Below are 19,957 nucleotides of genomic sequence, written 5' to 3' on the forward strand. Positions count from 1 at the left end.
GATCAGGGCAGCGGACGGACGGCGGTGACGGTTATCCGGCTCTGCGGCTGCGGCGCCGCCCCGCAGCTCGCGGGCAGCGCGGGACCGTCCGCCGCCTGATCGACCGTGACGGCCCAGCGGCGGCCGTCGGTGTGCCGTACGGTCACCGCGGCCGCCGCCCCCTGCGTACCGCCCGCCTCGACGGTGAACGCGTCCGGGCTCTCCTCGCCGGTCAGTTCGCGCACCGCCAGCTCGGCGGCCTGGCCCGGGCGGTCCCAGACGGAGCGGCCACGGCAGTGCCGGGTCACCACCCGGCCCTCGCGCAGGGCGGTGGCCACCTCCTTGACCAGCGGCGCCGAGGCCCGGCCGTAGGCGTACCCGTGGGGCAGCATCAGCAGGGTCGGGGCGAACCGGTGGCCGCCGATATGGGTGATCTCCCAGGCGGAGACGCCGCCGCCGGCCGCCAGCTCGGCGGCCAGCGGCCTGCCCAGCAGGGCGCAGCAGCGGTCCCGGCGGCCATTGGTGCACACCAGGGCGAGCGGATCACCGTGGTACGGGTCCCCCGTGCCGTCGTGTTCTCCGGCGCCCAGCCGGGTGAAGTCGAGGGCGAGCAGTTGCCGCGGGTCCCGGACGCGCAGCTCGCGCAGCCAGGAGTGCCCGGGGCGGGTGTGGGCCAGATACACCCGGCGCGGCCGGTCGGCGGCATCGGCCGCAGGGCGGCCGGGGCGGCGGATCAGCGCCACCCTGACACCGGTGCCCCGGGCCGCCGACTCCAGCGCGTCGCCGATCACGGGGTCGAGCCGGCTGCCGGTCAGCGCCTGCGGGCCCCAGGGGCCCGGCTGTTCCAGCAGCAGCCAGGTGATGGCGGTGGCGGCGGTGCCCGCCAGCGGTTCCTCCCGCGTCCAGGACGCGGTCGCGCACATGCTCACACAGGTGAGCCTAACCTTTCCCGCCGCGCCCGGCCCGGGGGCCACCGGAGCCCGTGCGGCCGACGGGGCCCCACGCGACCGGCCGGGCCCCTCCACGAGGGATCCCGGCCGGTCGTGGTGCGCGGCTCATCGGACGGCGGCGCCCCCCGTGGGGGACCTCCAGCGTGAGCCGGGGGAGATCACATGGGGCCGGCCACGACCGCCACGGCCTTCTCCAGCGGCACCCCCGAGCCGTCCCTGCGCGGGTCGATCTCCGGGAGCGACAGCGGCGCGCCGGTCTTGGACGCCGCCCGGGCCGGGGTCGCCCCCGCCCAGGCGAAGACCAGCTGGTCCTCGCCCTTGAGGAAGCGCTGACAGCGCACCCCGCCGGTCGCCCGGCCCTTGCGCGGATACTGGTCGAGCGGCGTCACCTTGGCCGAGCCGTGCGAGCCGTCCAGCGTCTCCTCGCCGCCCGCGACCGTGAACACCACGGCCTCGGCGGCCGGATCGACCGCCGTGAAGGAGAGCACCCGGGCGCCCTCGCCCAGCTTGATCCCGGCCATGCCGCCCGCCTGCCGGCCCTGCGGCCTTACCTGCGCGGCCTGATAGCGCAGCAGCTGTGCCTCGTTGGTGATGAAGACCAGGTCCTCCTCACCCGTGCGCAGCTCCACCGCGCCCACGATCACATCGCCCTCGCGCAGCGCGATGACCTCCAGCTCCTCCTTGTTCGACGGGAAGTCGGGCACCACCCGTTTCACCACACCCGACTCGGTGCCGATGGCCAGCCCCGGCGAGGACTCGTCCAGGGTGGTCAGACAGATCACCCGCTCGTCGGAGGCCAGCGACACGAACTCCGACAGCTGGGCGCCGCCTGCCAGCGCGGGCGCGGTGGCGGACGCCGGCAGCTGCGGCAGATCGATCACCGCCACCCGCAGCAGTCGCCCGGTCGAGGTCACCACCCCGATCTCGGCCCGGGCCGTGGAGGACACCGAGGAGACGATGACATCGTGCTTGGCACGCCCGGCCGGCTCGGCGAAGTCGGTGTCCCCGTCGGCGGTACGGGCCAGCAGCCCGGTGGAGGACAGCAGCACCCGGCACGGATCGTCCGCCACCTCCAGCGGCACCGCCTGGGCGGGCGCGCCGTCACCCTCCAGCAGCTGGGTGCGGCGCGGTGTGCCGTACTTCTTGGAGACCTGGGACAGCTCGTGGGAGACCAGCTTGCGCAGTTCGGAGTCCGAGTCCAGGATCTGCGTCAGCTCTTCGATCTCCTCGCGCAGCCGGTCCCGTTCCGACTCCAGCTCGACACGGTCGAACCGGGTCAGCCGGCGCAGCGGAGTGTCCAGGATGTACTGGGTCTGGATCTCGCTCAGCCCGAACCGCTCCATCAGCGCGTCCTTGGCCTGGGCCGCGTTGTCGCTGGACCGGATGATCCGGATGACCTCGTCGATGTCGATGAGGGCCACCAGCAGGCCCTCCACCAGATGCAGCCGGTCGCGCCGCTTGGTGCGGCGGAACTCGCTGCGCCGGCGCACCACTTCGAAGCGGTGGTCGACGTAGACCTCGAGCAGCTCCTTGAGGCCCATGGTGAGCGGCTGCCCGTCCACCAGCGCCACGTTGTTGATGCCGAAGGTCTCCTCCATCGGCGTCAGCTTGTACAGCTGGGCGAGCACGGCCTCGGGGTTGAAGCCGTTCTTGACCTCGATGACCAGCCGCAGCCCGTGCTCACGGTCGGTCAGGTCCTTCACATCCGCGATGCCCTGGAGTTTCTTCGCGTTGACCAGGTCCTTGATCTTGGCGATGACCTTCTCCGGGCCCACCGCGAACGGCAGCTCGGTGACCACCAGTCCCTTGCGGCGGGCCGTCACCGTCTCCACCGCGACCGTGGCCCGGATCCGGAAGGTGCCCCGGCCCTTCTCGTAGGCGTCGCGGATGCCGTCGAGGCCGGTGATCAGACCGCCGGTCGGCAGGTCGGGTCCCGGCACGAAACGCATGAGCGCGTCCAGGTCGGCGTTCGGGTAGCGGATCAGATGCCGGGCGGCCTGGATCACCTCGACCAGGTTGTGCGGCGGCATGTTGGTGGCCATGCCCACGGCGATCCCGCTGGAGCCGTTGACCAGCAGATTCGGGTACGCGGCGGGCAGCGCCACCGGCTCCTGCTCGCTGCCGTCGTAGTTGGGCGCGAAGTCGACGGTGTCCTCGTCGATGGACTCCACCATCAGCGAGGAGGCCGGCGCCGAGCGGCACTCGGTGTACCGCATCGCGGCGGGCGGGTCGTCGTTGCCGAGCGAGCCGAAGTTGCCGTGGCCGTCCACCAGGGGCAGCCGCATGGAGAACGGCTGCGCCATCCGCACCAGCGCGTCGTAGATCGCCGAGTCCCCGTGCGGGTGCAGCTTGCCCATCACCTCGCCGACGACGCGGGCGCACTTCACGTACGCGCGCTCGGGGCGCAGCCCCATGTCGTGCATCTGGTACAGGATCCGGCGGTGGACCGGCTTGAGACCGTCCCGGGCGTCGGGCAGCGCCCGGGAGTAGATCACCGAGTACGCGTACTCAAGGAACGAGCCCTGCATCTCGTCGACGACGTCGATGTCGAGGATGCGCTCCTCCACATCGGCCCCGGACGATGTTCCGGCGGAACCCCTGCCGGGCGGGGTCTTCGAACTGCGGCGGGCCATCGGGCGCGGGCTCCTTAGTGTGAACTGAACAGAACGTACGAACCAACGACCAAACGGGCCGTGAACAGGCATGGTGCTGCGGACCATTGTGGCCCGACCCACCGACAGCCCGAATCCGACCCGGCCGCCGGTCCCGTACCGTACGGGAACTTCACACCTCGCGGCCTACCTTGCATAAGGTGACACATGTCTCCACCCTCGACAGCGAAGGGACCTCATGCCCATGGGCCACACGGCCATCCCGCAGGACACCACAGGCGGGCTGACAGCGACCGAGCACAAGCTGGCCAACGGGCTCAGGGTGGTGCTCTCCGAGGACCGGCTCACCCCGGTCGCCGCGGTCTGCCTCTGGTACGACGTCGGGTCCCGCCACGAGGTCCCCGGCCGTACCGGTCTCGCCCACCTCTTCGAGCACCTGATGTTCCAGGGCTCCGCGCAGGTCAAGGGCAACGGCCACTTCGAGCTCGTCCAGGGCGCGGGCGGCTCGCTGAACGGCACCACCAGCTTCGAACGCACCAACTACTTCGAGACCATGCCCGCCCACCAGGTCGAACTGGCCCTGTGGCTGGAGGCCGACCGCATGGGCACCCTGCTGACCGCGCTGGACGAGGAGTCCATGGAGAACCAGCGCGACGTCGTCAAGAACGAACGCCGTCAGCGGTACGACAACGTGCCCTACGGCACGGCGTTCGAGCGGCTGGTCGCCAAGATCTACCCCGAGGGTCACCCGTACCACCACACCCCCATCGGCTCCATGGCCGACCTGGACGCCGCCTCCCTGGAGGACGCCCGGGAGTTCTTCCGCACCTACTACGCGCCGGGCAACGCGGTGCTCTCTGTGGTCGGTGACATCGACTCCGCCCAGACGCTCGCCTGGATCGAGAAGTACTTCGGTTCCATCCCGCCGCACGACGGCAAGCAGCCGCCGCGCGACGGGGCGCTGGAAGGTGTCATCGGCACCGAGCTGCGCGAGACCCTCCACGAGGACGTGCCCTCGCGCGCCCTGATGGCCGCCTACCGGCTGCCGCAGGACGGCGGCCGCGCCGCCGACGCCGCCGATCTGGCGCTCACCGCGCTCGGTGGGGGCGAGTCCTCCCGGCTGCACAACCGGCTGGTTCGCCGCGACCGCACCGCCGTCGCCGCCAGCTTCGGCATGATGCGGCTGGCCGGCGCGCCCTCGCTCGGCTGGCTGGACGTGAAGACCTCGGGCGACGCGCGGATCGCCGAGATCGAGGCGGCCGTCGACGAGGAGCTGGCCCGCTTCGCCGAGGAGGGCCCCACGCCCGAGGAGATGGAGCGCGCCCAGGCCCAGCTGGAGCGCGAATGGCTGGACCGGCTGGCCACCGTCGGCGGGCGCGCCGACGAACTGTGCAAGTACGCCGTGCTGTTCGGTGACCCCCAGCTGGCGCTCAGCGGTGTGCGGCGGATGCTGGAGATCACCCCCGAGGAGGTGCGGGAGGTGGCCGCCGCCTGGCTGCGCCGCGACAACCGGGGCGTGCTGGTGTACGAGCCCACCACCGACCGGGCGGACAGCGACGACGACAGCGAAGGGGCGGACCGGTGACGGACGCGATCACTCCCACCATGGACCAGCACCCCCAGCCCGCCGGCGGTGAGCCGAAGCCCTGGGCCTTCCCGGCCCCGAGCGCTCCACGCTGCCCAACGGACTCACCGTGCTGCGCAGCCACCGCCCCGGCCAGCAGATCATCGCGGTCGAGGTCAACCTCCTCGCCCCGCTGACCGCCGAGCCCGCCGGGCAGGAGGGCGTGGCCACCATCATGGCCCGCGCCCTGTCCGAGGGCACCGACACGCTCAGCGCCGAGGAGTTCGCCGCCGAGCTGGAGCGCTGCGGCGCCAACCTGGACGCCTACGCCGACCACCCCGGCGTACGGGTCTCCCTGGAGGTGCCGGCCTCCCGGCTGGTGAAGGCGCTGGGGCTGCTCGCCGACGCGCTGCGCGTCCCCGCCTTCCCCGAGCACGAGATCGAGCGGCTGGTGCGCAACCGGCTCGACGAGATCCCGCACGAGCTGGCCAACCCCTCGCGGCGGGCCGCCATGGCGCTGTCCGCCTCGCTGTTCCCGGCCGAGCACCGCATGTCGCGGCCCCGGCAGGGCACGGCGCAGAGCGTGCGCCGGATCGACGCCAAGGCGGTACGGGCCTTCTACGAGACCCATGTGCGCCCCTCCTCCACCACGGCCGTGGTGGTCGGAGACCTGACCGGCATCGACCTGGACGCGGTGCTGGCCGACACGCTGGGCGCCTGGCAGGCGGAGCCCGCCGTACCGTTCGCCATCCCGCCGGTCACCGCGGACGACACCGGCCGGGTCGTCATCGTGGACCGCCCCGGATCGGTGCAGACCCAGCTGCTGCTGGGCCGGATCGGCACCGACCGGCACGACCGGGTGTGGCCCGCCCAGCAGCTCGGCACCTACTGCCTGGGCGGCACCCTCACCTCCCGGCTCGACCGCGTGCTGCGCGAGGAGAAGGGCTACACGTACGGCGTGCGCGCCAGCGCCCAGGTGCTGCGCTCGGCCGCCGACGGCACCGGACTCTCGCTGCTGGCCATCCACGGCTCGGTGGCCAGCGATGTCACCGGGCCCGCGCTGGCGGACCTGTGGCAGGTGCTGCGCACCCTGGCCGCCGAGGGACTCACCGACGAGGAGCGCGACCAGGCCGTGCAGAACCTGGTCGGCGTGGCCCCGCTGCGCTACGAGACGGCCGGCGCGGTGGCCAACACCCTGGCCGACCAGGTCGAGCAGGAGCTGCCGGACGACTTCCAGGCACAGCTGTACCTGCGGCTGGCGGAGACCGGCACCGTGGAGGCGTCCGCCGCCGTGGTGAACGCCTTCCCGGCGGACCGCCTGGTCACCGTCCTGGTCGGCGACCGCGAGCAGATCGAGGGGCCGGTACGGGAGCTGGGCATCGGCGAGGTCACCGTCCTCAGCGACGGCGGCGCCGAGGCCGACGGCGAGGCCTGATCCCGCCCGGCGCGGCACACAGCAGGCAGGACGGCCCCGGCGGCCCGCACGGCGCCGGGGCCGTTCCGTGTCCTGAATTCCTCTGTGGCGGGCCGAAAGCCACCACCTTCACCAGGGGCCCTATCGGCATTCCGACGCCCTTGTCATACAGTTCGGTTGAGTACCGGTGGCAATGCAGAAGGCTTTGCCGGATATGGCAATGGGGGTTTTGATGCGTATCTCCGCGCACACGGTATGCACGGCGATTCGTGACGACATTGTCAACGGTGTGCTGCCGCCGGGATCCCGGCTGGCCGAGGAGCAGCTGGCGCAGCGCTACGGGGTGTCCCGGGTGCCGGTGCGCGAGGCGCTGCGCACCCTGGAGTCCGAGGGGTTCGTGGTCTCCAAGCGGCATGCCGGGGCGTGTGTGGCGCAGCCGGGCGAGCGGGAGGCCGCCGATCTGCTGGACATCAGGGCACTGGTGGAGCCGCTGGGGGCGGCGCGGGCAGCCCAGCGGCGCACCGAGGCGCATCTGAAGGTACTGCGGGGGCTGGTCAGGCTGGGGCGGCAGCGCGCAGGTCAGGGGCAGGAGGCGGACCTGCGGTCGCTGGGGGACTGGTTCCACGAGACGGTCGCCCAGGCCACCGGAAGCCCCGGTCTCACCTCGATGCTGGTGCAGCTGCGCCGCAAGATCACCTGGCTGTACGCGGCGGAGCCGGTGGGCCGGGCGGTGGTCTCCTGGCAGGAGCGGGGCGCGCTGGTGGACGCGATCGCGCGGGGGGACGCGGAGCGGGCGCGGGCGCTGACGACGGCGCAGTTGGAGCGTACGGCGCCGGCCCGCAAGGTCACGCGCGCCGCCGGTGCGCGGGTCCTGAAACCTGCCGTCAACACGGGACGCGGCCAGATTTAACAGCGGCCGTATACACCTGGTCGTCAGTCTCGGAATTCCCTCGGTAATATTCCCGGGGTGCCTTTCTGCTGCCCGGATTTCATATCCCGGTCACAAAAGTCGGCGGAGCGGCACGCGCATCCTGCGCGAAAACCGCTCCGCCGCAAAAAGAAGGCAAATCTTCAGACGGTTTCCGGGAGCTCCTCGAGCCCTTCGGCGACCAGCTTCGCCAGCCGGTCGAGCACCGCCTCGGCGTCGTCCGCCTCCGAGGTCAGCACGACCTCGTCGCCGCCCTCGGCGCCCAGGCTCAGCACCGCCAGCATCGAGGCGGCGTTCACCGGGGCACCGTCCTTCTTGGCGATGGTGACCGGGACGCCGGCGGCCGTCGTGGCACGGACGAAGATCGAGGCGGGCCGGGCGTGGAGCCCTTCCGCCCAGCCGATGGTGACGCGGCGCTCAGCCATGGTGTTGCCCTTCAAGCTCGGAACGGCCCTCGCGGGCCTGTCATGCGTGGATCAAGGCCGCCCGAGGACGTTCGGCATCCCGCACGGCTGCCCTCAACCGTACTGTGAAGCCATGCGGACACCCGAACAGCCTGTCTATCCCGCGCACTGGGAGGCCGACGTCGTGCTGCGGGACGGCGGCACGGCGCGGATCAGGCCCATCACCCCCGCCGACGCCGAGCGGCTCGTCCGCTTCTACGAGCGGGTCTCGGACGAGGCGAAGTACTACCGCTTCTTCGCCCCCCACCCCCGGCTGTCCGACAAGGACGTGCACCGCTTCACCCATCACGACTACGACGACCGGGTCGGTCTCGCCGCCACCGTGGGCGACGACTTCCTGGCCACCGTCCGCTACGACCGCGTCGACCGGCACGGCAACCCCGCCTCCCGCTCCCACCCCCCGGCCGGGGACGCCCCCGTCGCCGATCGTGCCGAGGTGGCCTTCCTCGTCGAGGACGCCCACCAGGGCCGGGGACTGGCCTCCGTCCTGCTGGAGCACATCGCCGCCGTCGCCCGCGAGCGCGGCATCCGCCGGTTCGAGGCCGAGGTGCTGCCCGCCAACAGCAAGATGATCAAGGTGTTCACCGACGCCGGCTACTCCCAGCGGCGCAGCTTCGCCGGCGGGTCCGTCCACCTCACCCTCGACCTCGAACCCACCGCCGCCTCGCTCGCCGTCATGCGGGCCCGTGAGCAGCGCGCCGAGGCCCGCTCCCTCCAGCGGCTGCTCGCCCCCCGCTCGATCGCCGTCGTCGGCGCCGGCCGCGCCCCGGGCGGCGCCGGCCGGCTGGTCCTCGACCGGCTGCGGGCGGGCGGCTTCGCCGGGCCGCTGTACGCCGTCAACCGCGCCCTGCCCGAGGACACCACCGAGATCGACGGCATCCCCGCGCACCGCTCGCTGCGCGAGATACCCGGGCCCGTGGACCTCGCCGTGCTCGCGGTGCCCGCCGACCGGGTCGACCAGGTGCTCACCGACTGCGGGGAGCACGGCGTCCAGGGCCTGCTGGTGCTCTCCACCGGCCACACCGGACAGGCCCAGCGCGCACTGGTGCGCAGAGCCCGCTCGTACGGGATGCGGCTGATCGGCCCCGGCGCCTTCGGGGTACTCAACACCGCCCCCGGCGTCCGGCTCAACGCCAGCCCCGCCCCGTACCTGCCGCCGCCCGGACGGATCGGGGTCTTCACCCAGTCCGCCGCCATCGCCATCACCGTCCTCGAGGAACTGGAGGGCTCGGGCGCCGGACTCTCCAGCTTCATCTCGGCCGGCAACCGCGCCGACCTGTCCGGCAACGACGCCCTCCAGTTCTGGGACGAGGACCCGGACACCCATGTGGTGCTGATGTACCTGGAGTCGCTGGGCAACCCGCGCAAGTTCACCCGTCTCGCCCGCCGCACCGCCGCCGCCGGCAAGCCCGTGGTCGTGGTGCGCGGCGGCCGGCACAGCGGCGGCGCGCTGCCACCGGGCCACGTCGTCCCCGCCACCAGCACCCCCGAGGACACCGCCGCCGCCCTCATCCGGCAGGCCGGGGTGATCGAGGCGGACACCGTCACCGAACTCGTGGACACCGGCGTCCTGCTCGCAGGACAGCCGCTGCCCCCCGGACACCGGATCGCCGTCCTCGGCAACGCGGAGGCCCTGGGCCTGGTCGCCCACGACGCCTGCCGGGCCCAGGACCTCAGCCCGCTGCCCACTACCGCGCTGCCCCCGGACGCCGGACCCGAGGACTACCGGCACGCGCTCGGCACCGCGCTCGCCGACCCCGACACCGACGCCGTCGTGGTCACCGCCGTCCCCACCGGCGGTGCCGGGCTCACCGCACCCGCCCTCACCGACGCCCTGCACGCCGCGATCACCGCCGTGCCCGGGCGCCGGATACCCGTGGTGGTCGCCCATCTGGCCATCGACGGGCTCGCCACCGCCCTCAGCGCCCGGGGTATCCCCGGCTATCCCTCCGCCGAGCGCGCCGTCCGCGCGCTGGCGCACGCCGTGCGGCACGCCCGCTGGCGCGCCGACGCCGCCGTCCCCGGATCGGTCCCGGCCTTCGACGACATCGACGAACACGCCGCCACCCGGGTCATCGCCGCCGCGAGCGCGGGTGAGGCGGCCGGCCGGCACCCCCTGGCCACCGACCGCGCGCAGCGGCTGCTCGCCACCTACGGCATCACCGTGCTGCCGGCCCTGGCCGCCCCCGGCCCGGACGCCGCCGTCCGCGCCGCCCGCCGACTCGGCTTCCCGGTCGCCCTGAAGGCCACCGCCCCAGGGCTGCGGCACCGCGCCGACCTCGACGGCGTCCGGCTCGGTCTCGCCACCGAGGGCGAACTGCGCCGGGCCCATGCCGAACTGGCGGCACTCGGCTCGCACGACGCGCCCCGCCCCGTCGTCCAGGCGATGGCCCCGCGCGGTGTGGACACCGTCGTGCGCGCCGTCGCCGACCCGGCGATCGGTGCCGTCCTCTCCTTCGGCCTGGCCGGTCCCGCCTCCGAGCTGCTGGGCGACATCGCGCACCGGCTGCTGCCGGTCACCGACCGCGACGTCGCGGCCCTGGTGCGGTCCATCAGGGCCGCCCCGATGCTGTTCGGCTGGCGCGGCGCCAGCCCGGTGGACACCGACGCCCTGGAGGAACTCCTGCTGCGGCTCGGCCGGCTGGTCGAGGACCATCCCGAGATCGCCGCCGTGACCCTGGAACCGGTGGTCGTCGCCCCGCGCGGACTGAGTGTGCTCGCCGCCACCGTCGCGCTGGCGCCGCCGTCCCCGAGCCCGGACCTGGCCCCGCGCCGGCTTCCCGCGTACTGACCCGGCGCCCGGGCCCGGGGCACGCACCCGGGCACGTACCCGGGCAAGGGGCCCATGGGTGTCGGTGGCGCCCCGTAGGATGGACTCCATGGCGAAGACCGGTACGACATCACAGGGGTTGCGGGAGGCGATCGAGCGCAGCGGCTACTACCCGGCGCTGGTCGCCGACGCGGTGGAGGCCGCCGTCGGCCGGGAGGCCGTGGCCTCCTATGTGGTGCACCAGGAAACGACGTTCGACAGCAACGAGGTGCGCCGGCACGCCACCGTCCTGGTGCTGACCGGGACCCGGTTCATCGTCAGCCACACCGACGAGCAGTCCGCCGACAGCACCGCGCCCGCGCCGTACGCCACCACCTCGACCGAGTCCGTGAAGCTCGACCGGATCTCCTCCGTGGTGCTCAGCCGGGTCGTCTCCGACCCGCAGTCCTACAAGCCGGGCACCCTGCCCCGCGAGGTGGTGCTCACCATCGGCTGGGGCGCCGTCTCCCGGATCGACATGGAGCCCGCCAACTGCGGCGATCCCAACTGCGAGGCCGACCACGGCTATACGGGCTCGACCACCGCCGATGATCTCTCGCTGCGGATCAGCGAGGCCGGGGACGGCCCGGAAACCGTCCGGCAGACCCTGGAGTTCGCCCAGGCGCTGTCGGAGGCCACCGCGGCGGCCGGCAGGTGACGCGCGTCCCCGTCCATCAGCACGCGCCGGACCCGGTCCCCCTGGACCCGCGGCAGGCCCCCGCCCCGGCGTACGGCGCGGGGTCGCTCGCCGATCTGCTGCCCGCCGCCGTCCCGGAGCTGGCGTCCGGTGCCGCCGGCGGGGACTTCGAGCTGGAGCCCGCCGACCGGGTCGCCGTCTTCCTCATCGACGGCCTCGGCTGGCAGGCGCTGCGCGACCACCCGCATCTCGCGCCGTTCCTCACCTCCCTGCTGCCCTCCTCCCGCGGCGGCACCGGCGCGCCCATCACCGCCGGATTCCCCTCCACCACGGCCACTTCGCTCGCCTCGGTGGGCACTGGTCTGACGCCGGCCGCGCACGGTCTGGCCGGCTACAGGGTGCGCGATCCCGACCGCGGTGTCCTGATGAACCAGCTGCGCTGGAATCCCTGGACCGAGCCCACCCACTGGCAGCCGCACCCCACGGCCTTCCAACGGGCGCAGGACGCCGGGGTGGTCACCTCCCAGGTGTCCGCACCGCACTTCGAGCACACCCCGCTCACCCAGGTGGCGCTCAGCGGCGGTACCTTCCTCGGCCGGCTCGACGCCGGGGAGCGGATGGATGTCGCGGCCCAGCGGCTGGCGGCGGCCGACCGCACGCTGGTGTACACCTACTACGCCGAACTGGACGGCGCGGGACACCCGTTCGGCATGGACTCCGAGGCATGGCGCGGTCAGCTGCGCTACGCCGACTCGCTCGCCCAGCGGCTCGCCGAGCAACTCCCGCCGCGCAGCGCGCTGTACATCACCGCCGACCACGGCATGGTGGACGTGCCGCCCGGCGAGGAGTTCCGGCACGACTTCGACGAGGACTGGGAACTGCGCGCCGGAGTAGCGTTGCTGGGCGGGGAGCCCCGCGCCCGCCATCTGTACGCGGTGCCCGGCGCCGCCACTGATGTGCATGCCGTGTGGCGCGAGGTGCTCGCCGATCAGGCATGGGTCGTCACCCGCGAGGAGGCCGTGGAGCTGGGCTGGTTCGGGCCGCCGGGCGAGCCGATCCCGCCGCGCGTCGCGGGCCGGATGGGCGACGTGGTGGTGGCGATGACCGGCAACCACGCCGTCACGGCCACGCTCACCGAACCCAAGGAGTCCGCACTGATCGGGATGCACGGCTCACTCACGGCCGCCGAGCAGTTCGTTCCGCTCCTTGAAGTACGCACCTGACGGGAAACTACTGATCCGTGGCTGAACTCGCCTTCTTCTCCGGCACGATGGACTGCGGGAAGAGCACTCTCGCACTCCAGATCCAGCACAACCGGTCCGCGCGCGGGCTGTCGGGCATGATCTTCACCCGCAACGACCGGGCGGGGGAGGGGCGGCTCTCCTCCCGGCTCGGTCTGGTGACGGACGCCGTCGAGGCGGACGAGAAGTTCGACTTCCACGTGCATCTGGTGAAGCACCTCACGGCCGGTGGCCGGGTCGACTACGTGATCGCGGACGAGGCCCAGTTCCTCTCCCCGGACCAGGTCGACCAGCTGGGCCGGGTGGTGGACGATCTGGGCATCGACGTGTTCGCGTTCGGCATCACCACGGACTTCCGTACCCGGCTCTTTCCCGGCTCGCAGCGGCTGATCGAGCTCGCGGACCGGGTGGAGGTGCTCCAGGTGGAGGCGCTGTGCTGGTGCGGCGCCAGGGCGACACACAACGCCCGTACGGTGGGCGGCCGGATGGTGATCGAGGGCGCCCAGGTGGTGGTCGGTGACGTCGGCGACCCGGCGGGGGCGCGCGGCGAGATCGGCTACGAGGTGCTGTGCCGGCGCCATCACCGGCGCCGGCTGACCGCGGCCACGGCCGGCGCGGGGGCGCTGTCTCCCGAGGTCCTTCCGGTCGACAGCGCCCACACCGGCAGCCGCTAGCCGTTCTTCCGGCGGCTCGGGTCCACCAGGGCGAACGGCGCGCCCTCCGGGTCCTCCACCGCCGCCACGATCCCGAACGGGGTGTCGTGCGGCTCCTTCAGCAACCGCCCGCCCAGTTCGCCGACCCGCACCGCGTCCCGGTCGATGTCGCGCACCGAGAAGTACGTCATCCAGTGCGGCCCGCGGTCGTGCGGCAGGTCGGAGCCCACACCGGAGATCCCGGCCACCGAGCGGCCGTCGAGCCGCAGGGTCAGGTGGTCCGAGCCCGCGGGCAGTGCCTGGGTGGGCACCGCCTCATAGCCGAAGACCATCGAGTAGAACTTGCTGACCAGCGAGGTCTCCGGGGTGATCAGCTCCGTCCAGGCGGGGGCGCCCGGGGTCTCCCGGAACGGCGCACCGTGGTACGTACGCCCCTCCCAGATGCCGAACGCGCCGCCGCACACATCCGCGGCGATGGCCAGCCGCCCGACCTGCTGGGCATCCATCGGCCCGACCGCCAGCGTCCCGCCGCAGTCCCGGATCATGGCGGTGGTGGCGTCGGCGTTGCCCGTGGCGATGTACGGCAGCCAGGCGGACGGACGCCTCAGATCGGCGGCGATCTCCCCCACCCCGGCGACCGGACGCCCCTCGTGCAGCGCCCGGACATACAGGCCCAGCTGCTGGGGCCCTTCCTCGAACTCCCATCCGAACAGGCTCCGGTAGAACTCCTGGCTGCCTGCCAGGTCGTGCACCATCAGACTGGCCCAGCACGGGGTGCCCGGTCTCGGTGGCGGCGTTCCTACGGTCATGCTCGTCTCCTTGTGACCCTCATCGATGCGGTCCGGCGTACGCCGGTGCCGCTCACTTCCAGTGTCCCCTGATCAAGGTCCCTACCGCTATGGCGCCTCGCCATGCCTGCCGGGCGCGAGAATGGCCGTATGAGCGTGCTGATCACGGCGACGGAGCTCGCCGCAGACCTTCACACCCCCGCCCTGCTCGATGTGCGCTGGCAACTGGGCGGGCCGCCCGGACGGCCCGCCTACGAGGCCGGACATCTGCCGGGCGCGGTGTACGTGGACCTGGACACCGAGCTGGCGGGGCCGGCAGGCAGCGGGGGGCGGCATCCGCTGCCGGACCCGGCGGACTTCGGCGCCGCGATGCGGCGGGCCGGGGTACGGGCGGACCGGCCGGTGGTGGTGTACGACGGCGGGCAGGGCTGGGCCGCGGCGCGTGCCTGGTGGCTGCTGCGCTGGGCCGGTCACCCGCGGGTGCGGGTGCTGGACGGCGGGCTCGCCGCCTGGGAGGGCGAGCTGACGCGCGAGGTGCCCCGACCGGCCCCCGGCGACTTCACGCCGCGTCCCGGCGGGCTGCCGCTGCTGGACGCGGAGAGCGCCGCCCGGCTGGCCCGCGAGGGACTGCTGCTGGACGCCAGGGCGGGGGAGCGGTACCGCGGCGAGGTGGAACCGATCGACCCCGTGGGAGGCCACATCCCCGGCGCGGTGTCGGCGCCGACGACCGAGAACGTGGCGGCCTCGGGGCTGCTGCGCACGCCCCGGGAACTGCGGGACCGCTTCGCGGCCCTGGGCGCGGCGGACGGCACAGCGGTGGGGGTCTACTGCGGCTCCGGGGTCTCGGGCGCGCACACGGTGCTGGCCCTGGCCACCGCGGGCGTCGAGGCCGCCCTGTACGCCGGCTCCTGGAGCGCGTGGACGGCCGACCCCACCCGCCCGGTGGCGACGGGCCCGCTCCCCGGCTGAGCACGGTGGCAGGTCCGCCCGGGGCGTCGCCCGGCCGGGGCACCGTACGGCGCAGGTGCCACCGGTCCCGGTCGGCGGACGGCCGGTGCCGAGAGGATCCCAGCCACCGTGCCATCGGGATGGGGCGGCACGGCCTTGCGCGTTGCCCTGCACGGCCCCGTACCACCTACGTGCCGTCGGTACCGGTGGAACGGGCGGCCTGTCCGGGGGACAGGCCGCCCGCCCCGGTCAGTCCTTCTTCTTGCGGCGGGTGCCGAAGACGATCTCGTCCCAGCTGGGGACGGCCGCCCGGCGGCCCGGGCGGACGCCGTCCGCCTCCGCCTGCCGGTCCGTGCTGCCCGTCAGCCGGTCGCGGTGACCGGCCACCGTGCGTGGCATCAGCACATCCGCGTACGCCGAACCGGCGCTCGCCGCCGGGGCCGCCGGTTCCACGGCTGTCTCCTCGGCCTCGGCCTCCAGCGGCGGGTCCTCGGCGCCCGAGGTCAGCTCGGGCACCACCAGATCGCCGCGGAAGCTCGGCACCGCCTCCAGCAGGCTGGTCAGCGAGTCCGGCTCGCTCTCCGCCTGCTGCCGGGGCGGGGCACTGCCCTCCCGGGGGAGCCGCGCGATCCGCGGCACGAACGGGGTGCTGGGCTCCGGCGGATCCTCGCTCTCGCCGAGCAGGGCCCGCGCCTCGTCGTCCACGGCCTGCACCAGCCGGCGCGGCGGGTCGTACATCCAGCTCGCGGAGTGCATCTCCCCGGCAACCCGGTAGACCAGCAGCACCTCCCAGGTGCCGTCGTCCCTGCGCCACGAGTCCCAGCGCACCGCGTCCTTGTCCGCGCCGCGCAGCATCAGCCGCTCGGCGACCGCGTCGCCCAGCTGCGGCCCCGCGCTCTCGCCGGGCCGCCGTACGGGGGTCTTGCGGGCACGCTCCGCCATGAAGGCGCGCTCGGCCAGCACCGGACCCTCGAAGCGCCGCACCCGGTCCACCGGGATGCCGGCGAGCTGGGCCACCTCTTCTGCCGTGGCCCCGGCTCGTATGCGGGCCTGGATGTCCCGGGGGCGGAGGTGGTTCTCCACCTCGATCTCGATCTGCCCCAGACGCGCACGGTCGTTGCGCACCGCGGCGCGCAGCCGTTCGTCGATCGGCAGGGTGTATTCCGTGTTGTCGGCAGCCTTGAGCACCAGACGTGTGCCGTCATTGCTCACGGCCACGACACGCAGTTCGGGCACGAGGACCTCCCGGTGGTGCCTGCCGACGTCACGTACGTCGCTGCTCCCGCTGGACGAGTGTGACCTGCCCGGGTGCAGCCTGCCACAACCTTGCCGACCCGCCCGGCGTGTCGGGCCACGGCCCGACACGTCCGTTGTGGCACAGTCACCACTTTGCCACGTGTGGTGACCGGCGCGGATGTGGCGATCCGAGCGGTCCGGACAGCAGCTGAGGCCAGGAATGTTCACACTACTCCATTTGGGCCATGGGAGTGGGGCGCCGCGCCGTGGAAGTTCTCCCGGGACAAGGGAGTTGGTCGCCGAGCAAAACATGGCATTCCGGATGTCATCCACTCCAAGACGGTGAAATCGGATGGCCTGCGCGGCCGGTCCCGCCGGCCGTCCCCCGTCTTCCCGGGTGGAGTACACCGTTGTGCGGCACCCGGGGGAACCTCGGCCCCCGATCCTGCCGGGTGGGTGGCAGGATCGGGGGCATGGATCGCGCGACCGACCCCCGCCCCTATGACGCCCTGCTGCTGCTCTCCTTCGGCGGTCCGGAGGGCCCGGACGACGTACTGCCGTTTCTGGAGAACGTCACCCGGGGACGCGGCATCCCCCGCGAACGGCTGGCCGAAGTCGGCGCCCACTACCACCTCTTCGACGGCGTCAGCCCGATCAACGGTCACAACCGCGACCTGCTGGCCGCGCTGCGCGCCGACTTCGCCGACCACGGCCTGGACCTCCCGGTCTACTGGGGCAACCGCAACTGGGCGCCCTATGTGACCGACACCCTGCGCGAGATCGTCCGGGACGGCCACCGCCGGGTGCTCACCCTGGCCACCAGCGCCTACTCCTCGTACTCCAGCTGCCGCCAGTACCGCGAGGACCTCGCCGCCGCGCTGGCCACGCTCGCCGAAGAGGGCCTGGATCTGCCGCACGTGGACAAGCTGCGGGTGTACTACAACCACCCCGGCTTCCTGGAGACCATGGCCGACGGGGTGCTCACCGCCCTGGACGCGCTGCCCGCCGGGGTGCGGGACGGGGCCGTCCTCGCCTTCAGCACCCACTCCATTCCCACCGCGGCCGCCGACACCTCGGGCCCGCCCGACGGACACGGCCCGGGCGGCGCCTACGTCGCCGAACACCTGGACGCCGCCCGCTGGATCGCCGACGCCGTGGCCGAACGCACCGGCGTCACCCGCGACTGGGAGCTCGTCTACCAGTCCCGCAGCGGCGCCCCGCACATCCCCTGGCTGGAGCCGGACATCTGCGACCACCTGCGCACCCTGCACGGCAAGGGCGCCCCCGCCGTGGTGATGGTGCCGATCGGGTTCGTCTCCGACCACATGGAGGTCCTGTACGACCTCGACACCGAGGCGCTGACGGTCGCCGCAGAGCTTGGCCTGCCCGCCGTGCGCTCCGCCACCGTCGGCACCGACCCCCGGTTCGTCGAGGGCGTCCGCGACCTGGTGCTGGAGCGGGCCGCCACCGAGCGCGGGGAGGCCCCGCGGCGCTGCGCGCTCGGCACGCTGGGCCCCGGCCACGACCTGTGCCCGGTGGGCTGCTGCGCCGCCCGCACCCCGCGCCCGGCCGCCGCGGGAGCCGACAGCCCCTATGCCTGATCACCGACCCACCAAGGAGCCCCGGCCCATGCCCGAGTCCGTGTCCCCGACCGAACTGCTCGCCCTCGCCCGGGAGGCCGGGCGGCGCGCCGGTCTGCTGCTGCGGGACGGGCGGCCCGCCGATCTGGGGGTGGCCGCCACCAAGTCCAGCCCCATCGACGTGGTCACCGAGATGGACATCGCCGCGGAGAAGCTGATCACCGGCTATCTGTCCGAGCACCGGCCCGAGGACGCCTTCCTCGGTGAGGAGAGCGGCACCAGCACCGGCACCAGCGGGGTGCGCTGGATCATCGACCCGCTGGACGGAACCGTCAACTACCTCTACGGGCTGCCCCAGTGGGCGGTGTCCATCGCCGCCGAGCTGGACGGCGAGGTGGTGGCCGCCGCCGTGGAGGCGCCGATGCGCGGCGAGGCGTACTACGCGGTACGGGGCGGTGGCGCCTTCCGGGTGCGCACCGGGAACAACCCCGAACAGATGTACTGCCGTCCGGCGGCCCCGCTCGAACAGGCGTTGATCGGCACCGGGTTCAACTACGTGACCGCCGTGCGCACCGCTCAGGCCGCCCTGGCCCAGCGATTGATCCCGCAGGTCCGCGACATCCGGCGCTCGGGCTCCGCGGCCATCGATCTGTGCGATGTCGGGGGCGGCCGGCTCGACGGGTTCTACGAGCGCGGCCTGTTCCCCTGGGACCTGGCGGCCGGTGACCTGATCGCCCGGGAGAGCGGCGCCCGTACCGGCGGACGCCCGGGGCAGGGCCCGGACGGCGAGCTCACGGTGGCGGCCACCCCGGCGGTCTTCGACCTGCTCCAGCCGCTGCTGGAGGAGCTGGGCGCCTGGCACGACTGAGCCCGCGGGACCGGCCCTCACCGGCACGGGGGCAGCCGTACGGTCACCGTCACCCGTACGGCACCGGCACGAACGAGGGCCCCGGGAGCAGCAGCTCCCGGGGCCCTCGCCCGGTCCGATGTCAGACGGCGGAGCCGACCTGCACACCGTGTTCCGCAGCCAGCCGGCGAAGGTCGTCCAGCTCGGCCTGCTCGACATCCACGGTGAACACATCTCCTGCCGCGCGAGCGCGGTACAGATCGGACTCGGTGCTCTCGATGCGCTGCAGGATTCCAGCGGTGAACGCGTCCATGGTGCGCCCCCTCGTCTTCGATCGGCGGCACTGGGGAGGTGCCGAGTGGGTGCGGTCACAGCGGGCCCGACCGGTCAGCAGCACGCGTGGGCTTGCTGCCTGCAGGGGGTGATCGCGGGGTTGGAGGGCTTTTCCCCGGCGCCCGCCGCCCGGAAACCTGCGCCCCGGGAAAAGTCCCCGCGCCGCCCGGAGGCCATCCCGGATTCGCCCGCGGGTCGCCCGCGCGCCACCGGGGGCGGCCGGGTCCCTTACCACCGGTTTACCGGCGGGCGAGGCAGGATGGAGCGGGGAGCCCCGTCGGGGTCCCGTCGGGGCTGTGCGAGGGAAGGATCAAGGACGTGCGCGTACTCGTCGTGGAGGACGAGCAACTGCTCGCGGACGCGGTGGCCACCGGGCTGCGCCGGGAGGCCATGGCGGTGGACGTGGTGTACGACGGCGCCGCGGCCGGTGAGCGCATCGATCTCAACGACTACGACGTGGTCGTCCTGGACCGCGACCTGCCCCTGGTGCACGGCGACGACGTGTGCCGGCGGATAGTGGAGCTCGGGCTGCCCACCCGGGTGCTGATGCTGACCGCCTCGGGCGACGTCAGCGACCGCGTGTCGGGCCTGGAACTGGGGGCGGACGACTATCTGCCCAAGCCGTTCGCCTTCACCGAGCTGGTGGCCCGGGTGCGGGCGCTGGGGCGCCGTTCGGTGGCCGCGCTGCCGCCGGTGCTGGAGCAGTCCGGCATCCGGCTCGACCCCAACCGCCGGGAGGTCTTCCGGGACGGCCGGGAGATCCATCTGGCGCCCAAGGAGTTCGCCGTGCTGGAGGTCCTGATGCGCGGCGAGGGCACGGTGGTCTCCGCCGAGCAGCTGCTGGAGAAGGCCTGGGACGAGAACGCGGACCCGTTCACCAATGTCGTCCGGGTGACGGTGATGACCCTGCGGCGCAAGCTGGGCGAGCCTCCGGTGATCACCACCGTGCCGGGCGCCGGATACCGGATCTGACC

General features: G+C 73.2%; 16 protein-coding genes and 1 pseudogene. 11 read left to right on the forward strand and 6 right to left on the reverse strand.

From position 1 onward, the window contains the following. Positions 1–2: 2 nt before the first annotated feature. On the reverse strand, positions 3–908 hold the full coding sequence (locus SXIM_RS22625) for a ferredoxin family protein (RefSeq protein ID WP_046724997.1): 906 nt from the start codon (positions 906–908) through the stop codon (positions 3–5). A gap of 179 nt (positions 909–1,087) precedes the next feature. Next, the gene (locus SXIM_RS22630) at positions 1,088–3,562 is read right to left on the reverse strand and encodes a DNA gyrase/topoisomerase IV subunit A (RefSeq protein WP_030730267.1); all 2,475 of its coding nucleotides are present in this window, start codon (positions 3,560–3,562) and stop codon (positions 1,088–1,090) included. A gap of 217 nt (positions 3,563–3,779) precedes the next feature. On the opposite strand from SXIM_RS22630, the gene SXIM_RS22635 reads away from it, so the two are divergent. The 3 genes and pseudogenes from SXIM_RS22635 (at position 3,780) to SXIM_RS22645 (ending at position 7,429) form a co-directional block, all read left to right on the forward strand. Beyond that, positions 3,780–5,126: a M16 family metallopeptidase gene (locus tag SXIM_RS22635; protein ID WP_078635364.1), complete on the forward strand. Its 1,347-nt coding sequence runs from the start codon at positions 3,780–3,782 to the stop codon at positions 5,124–5,126. Further along, positions 5,123–6,540 (forward strand): annotated as a pseudogene (locus tag SXIM_RS22640) (M16 family metallopeptidase). The gene SXIM_RS22635 and the pseudogene SXIM_RS22640 overlap by 4 nt, the downstream one beginning before the upstream one ends. A 211-nt stretch (positions 6,541–6,751) precedes the next feature. Continuing rightward, positions 6,752–7,429: a GntR family transcriptional regulator gene (locus tag SXIM_RS22645; protein WP_046724998.1), complete on the forward strand. Its 678-nt coding sequence runs from the start codon at positions 6,752–6,754 to the stop codon at positions 7,427–7,429. Positions 7,430–7,590: 161 nt separating this feature from the next. On the opposite strand, the gene SXIM_RS22650 is transcribed toward SXIM_RS22645, so the two are convergent. Next, a complete protein-coding gene (locus tag SXIM_RS22650; RefSeq protein WP_030730278.1) occupies positions 7,591–7,872 on the reverse strand; it encodes an HPr family phosphocarrier protein in 282 nt (93 codons plus the stop codon). A gap of 112 nt (positions 7,873–7,984) precedes the next feature. On the opposite strand from SXIM_RS22650, the gene SXIM_RS22655 reads away from it, so the two are divergent. From SXIM_RS22655 to SXIM_RS22670, 4 genes are all read left to right on the forward strand, one after another. After that, complete coding sequence (locus SXIM_RS22655) at positions 7,985–10,702, forward strand: bifunctional acetate--CoA ligase family protein/GNAT family N-acetyltransferase (RefSeq protein WP_046724999.1); 2,718 nt, start codon at positions 7,985–7,987, stop codon at positions 10,700–10,702. 88 nt (positions 10,703–10,790) lie between these two features. After that, the gene (locus SXIM_RS22660) at positions 10,791–11,378 is read left to right on the forward strand and encodes a DUF5998 family protein (protein WP_030730283.1); all 588 of its coding nucleotides are present in this window, start codon (positions 10,791–10,793) and stop codon (positions 11,376–11,378) included. After that, positions 11,375–12,580 carry an alkaline phosphatase family protein gene (locus SXIM_RS22665; RefSeq protein ID WP_030730286.1) on the forward strand — a complete coding sequence of 402 codons (1,206 nt, stop codon included), beginning with the start codon at positions 11,375–11,377 and terminating at the stop codon, positions 12,578–12,580. Before SXIM_RS22660 ends, SXIM_RS22665 begins: the two co-directional genes overlap by 4 nt. Before the next feature lie 17 nt (positions 12,581–12,597). Beyond that, complete coding sequence (locus tag SXIM_RS22670) at positions 12,598–13,272, forward strand: thymidine kinase (RefSeq protein ID WP_030730290.1); 675 nt, start codon at positions 12,598–12,600, stop codon at positions 13,270–13,272. Here the strand turns inward: SXIM_RS22670 and SXIM_RS22675 are convergent. Continuing rightward, complete coding sequence (locus SXIM_RS22675; RefSeq protein ID WP_030730293.1) at positions 13,269–14,060, reverse strand: VOC family protein; 792 nt, start codon at positions 14,058–14,060, stop codon at positions 13,269–13,271. The two genes, SXIM_RS22670 and SXIM_RS22675, sit on opposite strands and share 4 nt — an antisense overlap. Positions 14,061–14,189: 129 nt before the next feature. On the opposite strand from SXIM_RS22675, the gene SXIM_RS22680 reads away from it, so the two are divergent. Beyond that, positions 14,190–15,008 (forward strand): sulfurtransferase, encoded by an 819-nt coding sequence (locus tag SXIM_RS22680; RefSeq protein ID WP_030730296.1) that lies wholly within the window; start codon positions 14,190–14,192, stop codon positions 15,006–15,008. A gap of 228 nt (positions 15,009–15,236) precedes the next feature. Here the strand turns inward: SXIM_RS22680 and sepH are convergent, their stop codons facing one another. Then, positions 15,237–16,223 (reverse strand): septation protein SepH, encoded by a 987-nt coding sequence (sepH, locus tag SXIM_RS22690; protein ID WP_030730298.1) that lies wholly within the window; start codon positions 16,221–16,223, stop codon positions 15,237–15,239. A 473-nt stretch (positions 16,224–16,696) separates the two neighbouring features. On the opposite strand from sepH, the gene SXIM_RS22695 reads away from it, so the two are divergent. Together SXIM_RS22695 and SXIM_RS22700 are read left to right on the forward strand one after the other, a co-directional pair. Further along, a complete protein-coding gene (locus SXIM_RS22695) occupies positions 16,697–17,824 on the forward strand; it encodes a ferrochelatase (RefSeq protein ID WP_046725000.1) in 1,128 nt (375 codons plus the stop codon). Between the two features lie 28 nt (positions 17,825–17,852). Further along, positions 17,853–18,671 carry an inositol monophosphatase family protein gene (locus SXIM_RS22700; protein ID WP_046725001.1) on the forward strand — a complete coding sequence of 273 codons (819 nt, stop codon included), beginning with the start codon at positions 17,853–17,855 and terminating at the stop codon, positions 18,669–18,671. Between the two features lie 121 nt (positions 18,672–18,792). Here the strand turns inward: SXIM_RS22700 and SXIM_RS27570 are convergent, their stop codons facing one another. Further along, positions 18,793–18,963 carry a hypothetical protein gene (locus SXIM_RS27570; RefSeq protein WP_168222788.1) on the reverse strand — a complete coding sequence of 57 codons (171 nt, stop codon included), beginning with the start codon at positions 18,961–18,963 and terminating at the stop codon, positions 18,793–18,795. A gap of 338 nt (positions 18,964–19,301) precedes the next feature. On the opposite strand from SXIM_RS27570, the gene SXIM_RS22705 reads away from it, so the two are divergent. Continuing rightward, positions 19,302–19,955: a response regulator transcription factor gene (locus SXIM_RS22705; RefSeq protein ID WP_030730307.1), complete on the forward strand. Its 654-nt coding sequence runs from the start codon at positions 19,302–19,304 to the stop codon at positions 19,953–19,955. Positions 19,956–19,957: the final 2 nt, after the last annotated feature.

The organism is Streptomyces xiamenensis (genome assembly GCF_000993785.3).
Lineage (GTDB): Bacteria > Actinomycetota > Actinomycetes > Streptomycetales > Streptomycetaceae > Streptomyces > Streptomyces xiamenensis.

Bases quoted from the DNA above. Each gene is read 5' to 3' on its own strand.
- SXIM_RS27570 (WP_168222788.1), bottom strand. From the start codon at position 18,963: ATGGACGCGTTCACCGCTGGAATCCTGCAGCGCATCGAGAGCACCGAG.
- SXIM_RS22635 (WP_078635364.1), top strand. From the start codon at position 3,780: ATGCCCATGGGCCACACGGCCATCCCGCAGGACACCACAGGCGGGCTG.
- SXIM_RS22650 (WP_030730278.1), bottom strand. From the start codon at position 7,872: ATGGCTGAGCGCCGCGTCACCATCGGCTGGGCGGAAGGGCTCCACGCC.
- SXIM_RS22695 (WP_046725000.1), top strand. From the start codon at position 16,697: ATGGATCGCGCGACCGACCCCCGCCCCTATGACGCCCTGCTGCTGCTC.
- SXIM_RS22680 (WP_030730296.1), top strand. From the start codon at position 14,190: ATGAGCGTGCTGATCACGGCGACGGAGCTCGCCGCAGACCTTCACACC.
- SXIM_RS22660 (WP_030730283.1), top strand. From the start codon at position 10,791: ATGGCGAAGACCGGTACGACATCACAGGGGTTGCGGGAGGCGATCGAG.
- SXIM_RS22655 (WP_046724999.1), top strand. From the start codon at position 7,985: ATGCGGACACCCGAACAGCCTGTCTATCCCGCGCACTGGGAGGCCGAC.
- SXIM_RS22675 (WP_030730293.1), bottom strand. From the start codon at position 14,060: ATGACCGTAGGAACGCCGCCACCGAGACCGGGCACCCCGTGCTGGGCC.
- SXIM_RS22630 (WP_030730267.1), bottom strand. From the start codon at position 3,562: ATGGCCCGCCGCAGTTCGAAGACCCCGCCCGGCAGGGGTTCCGCCGGA.
- SXIM_RS22700 (WP_046725001.1), top strand. From the start codon at position 17,853: ATGCCCGAGTCCGTGTCCCCGACCGAACTGCTCGCCCTCGCCCGGGAG.
- SXIM_RS22645 (WP_046724998.1), top strand. From the start codon at position 6,752: ATGCGTATCTCCGCGCACACGGTATGCACGGCGATTCGTGACGACATT.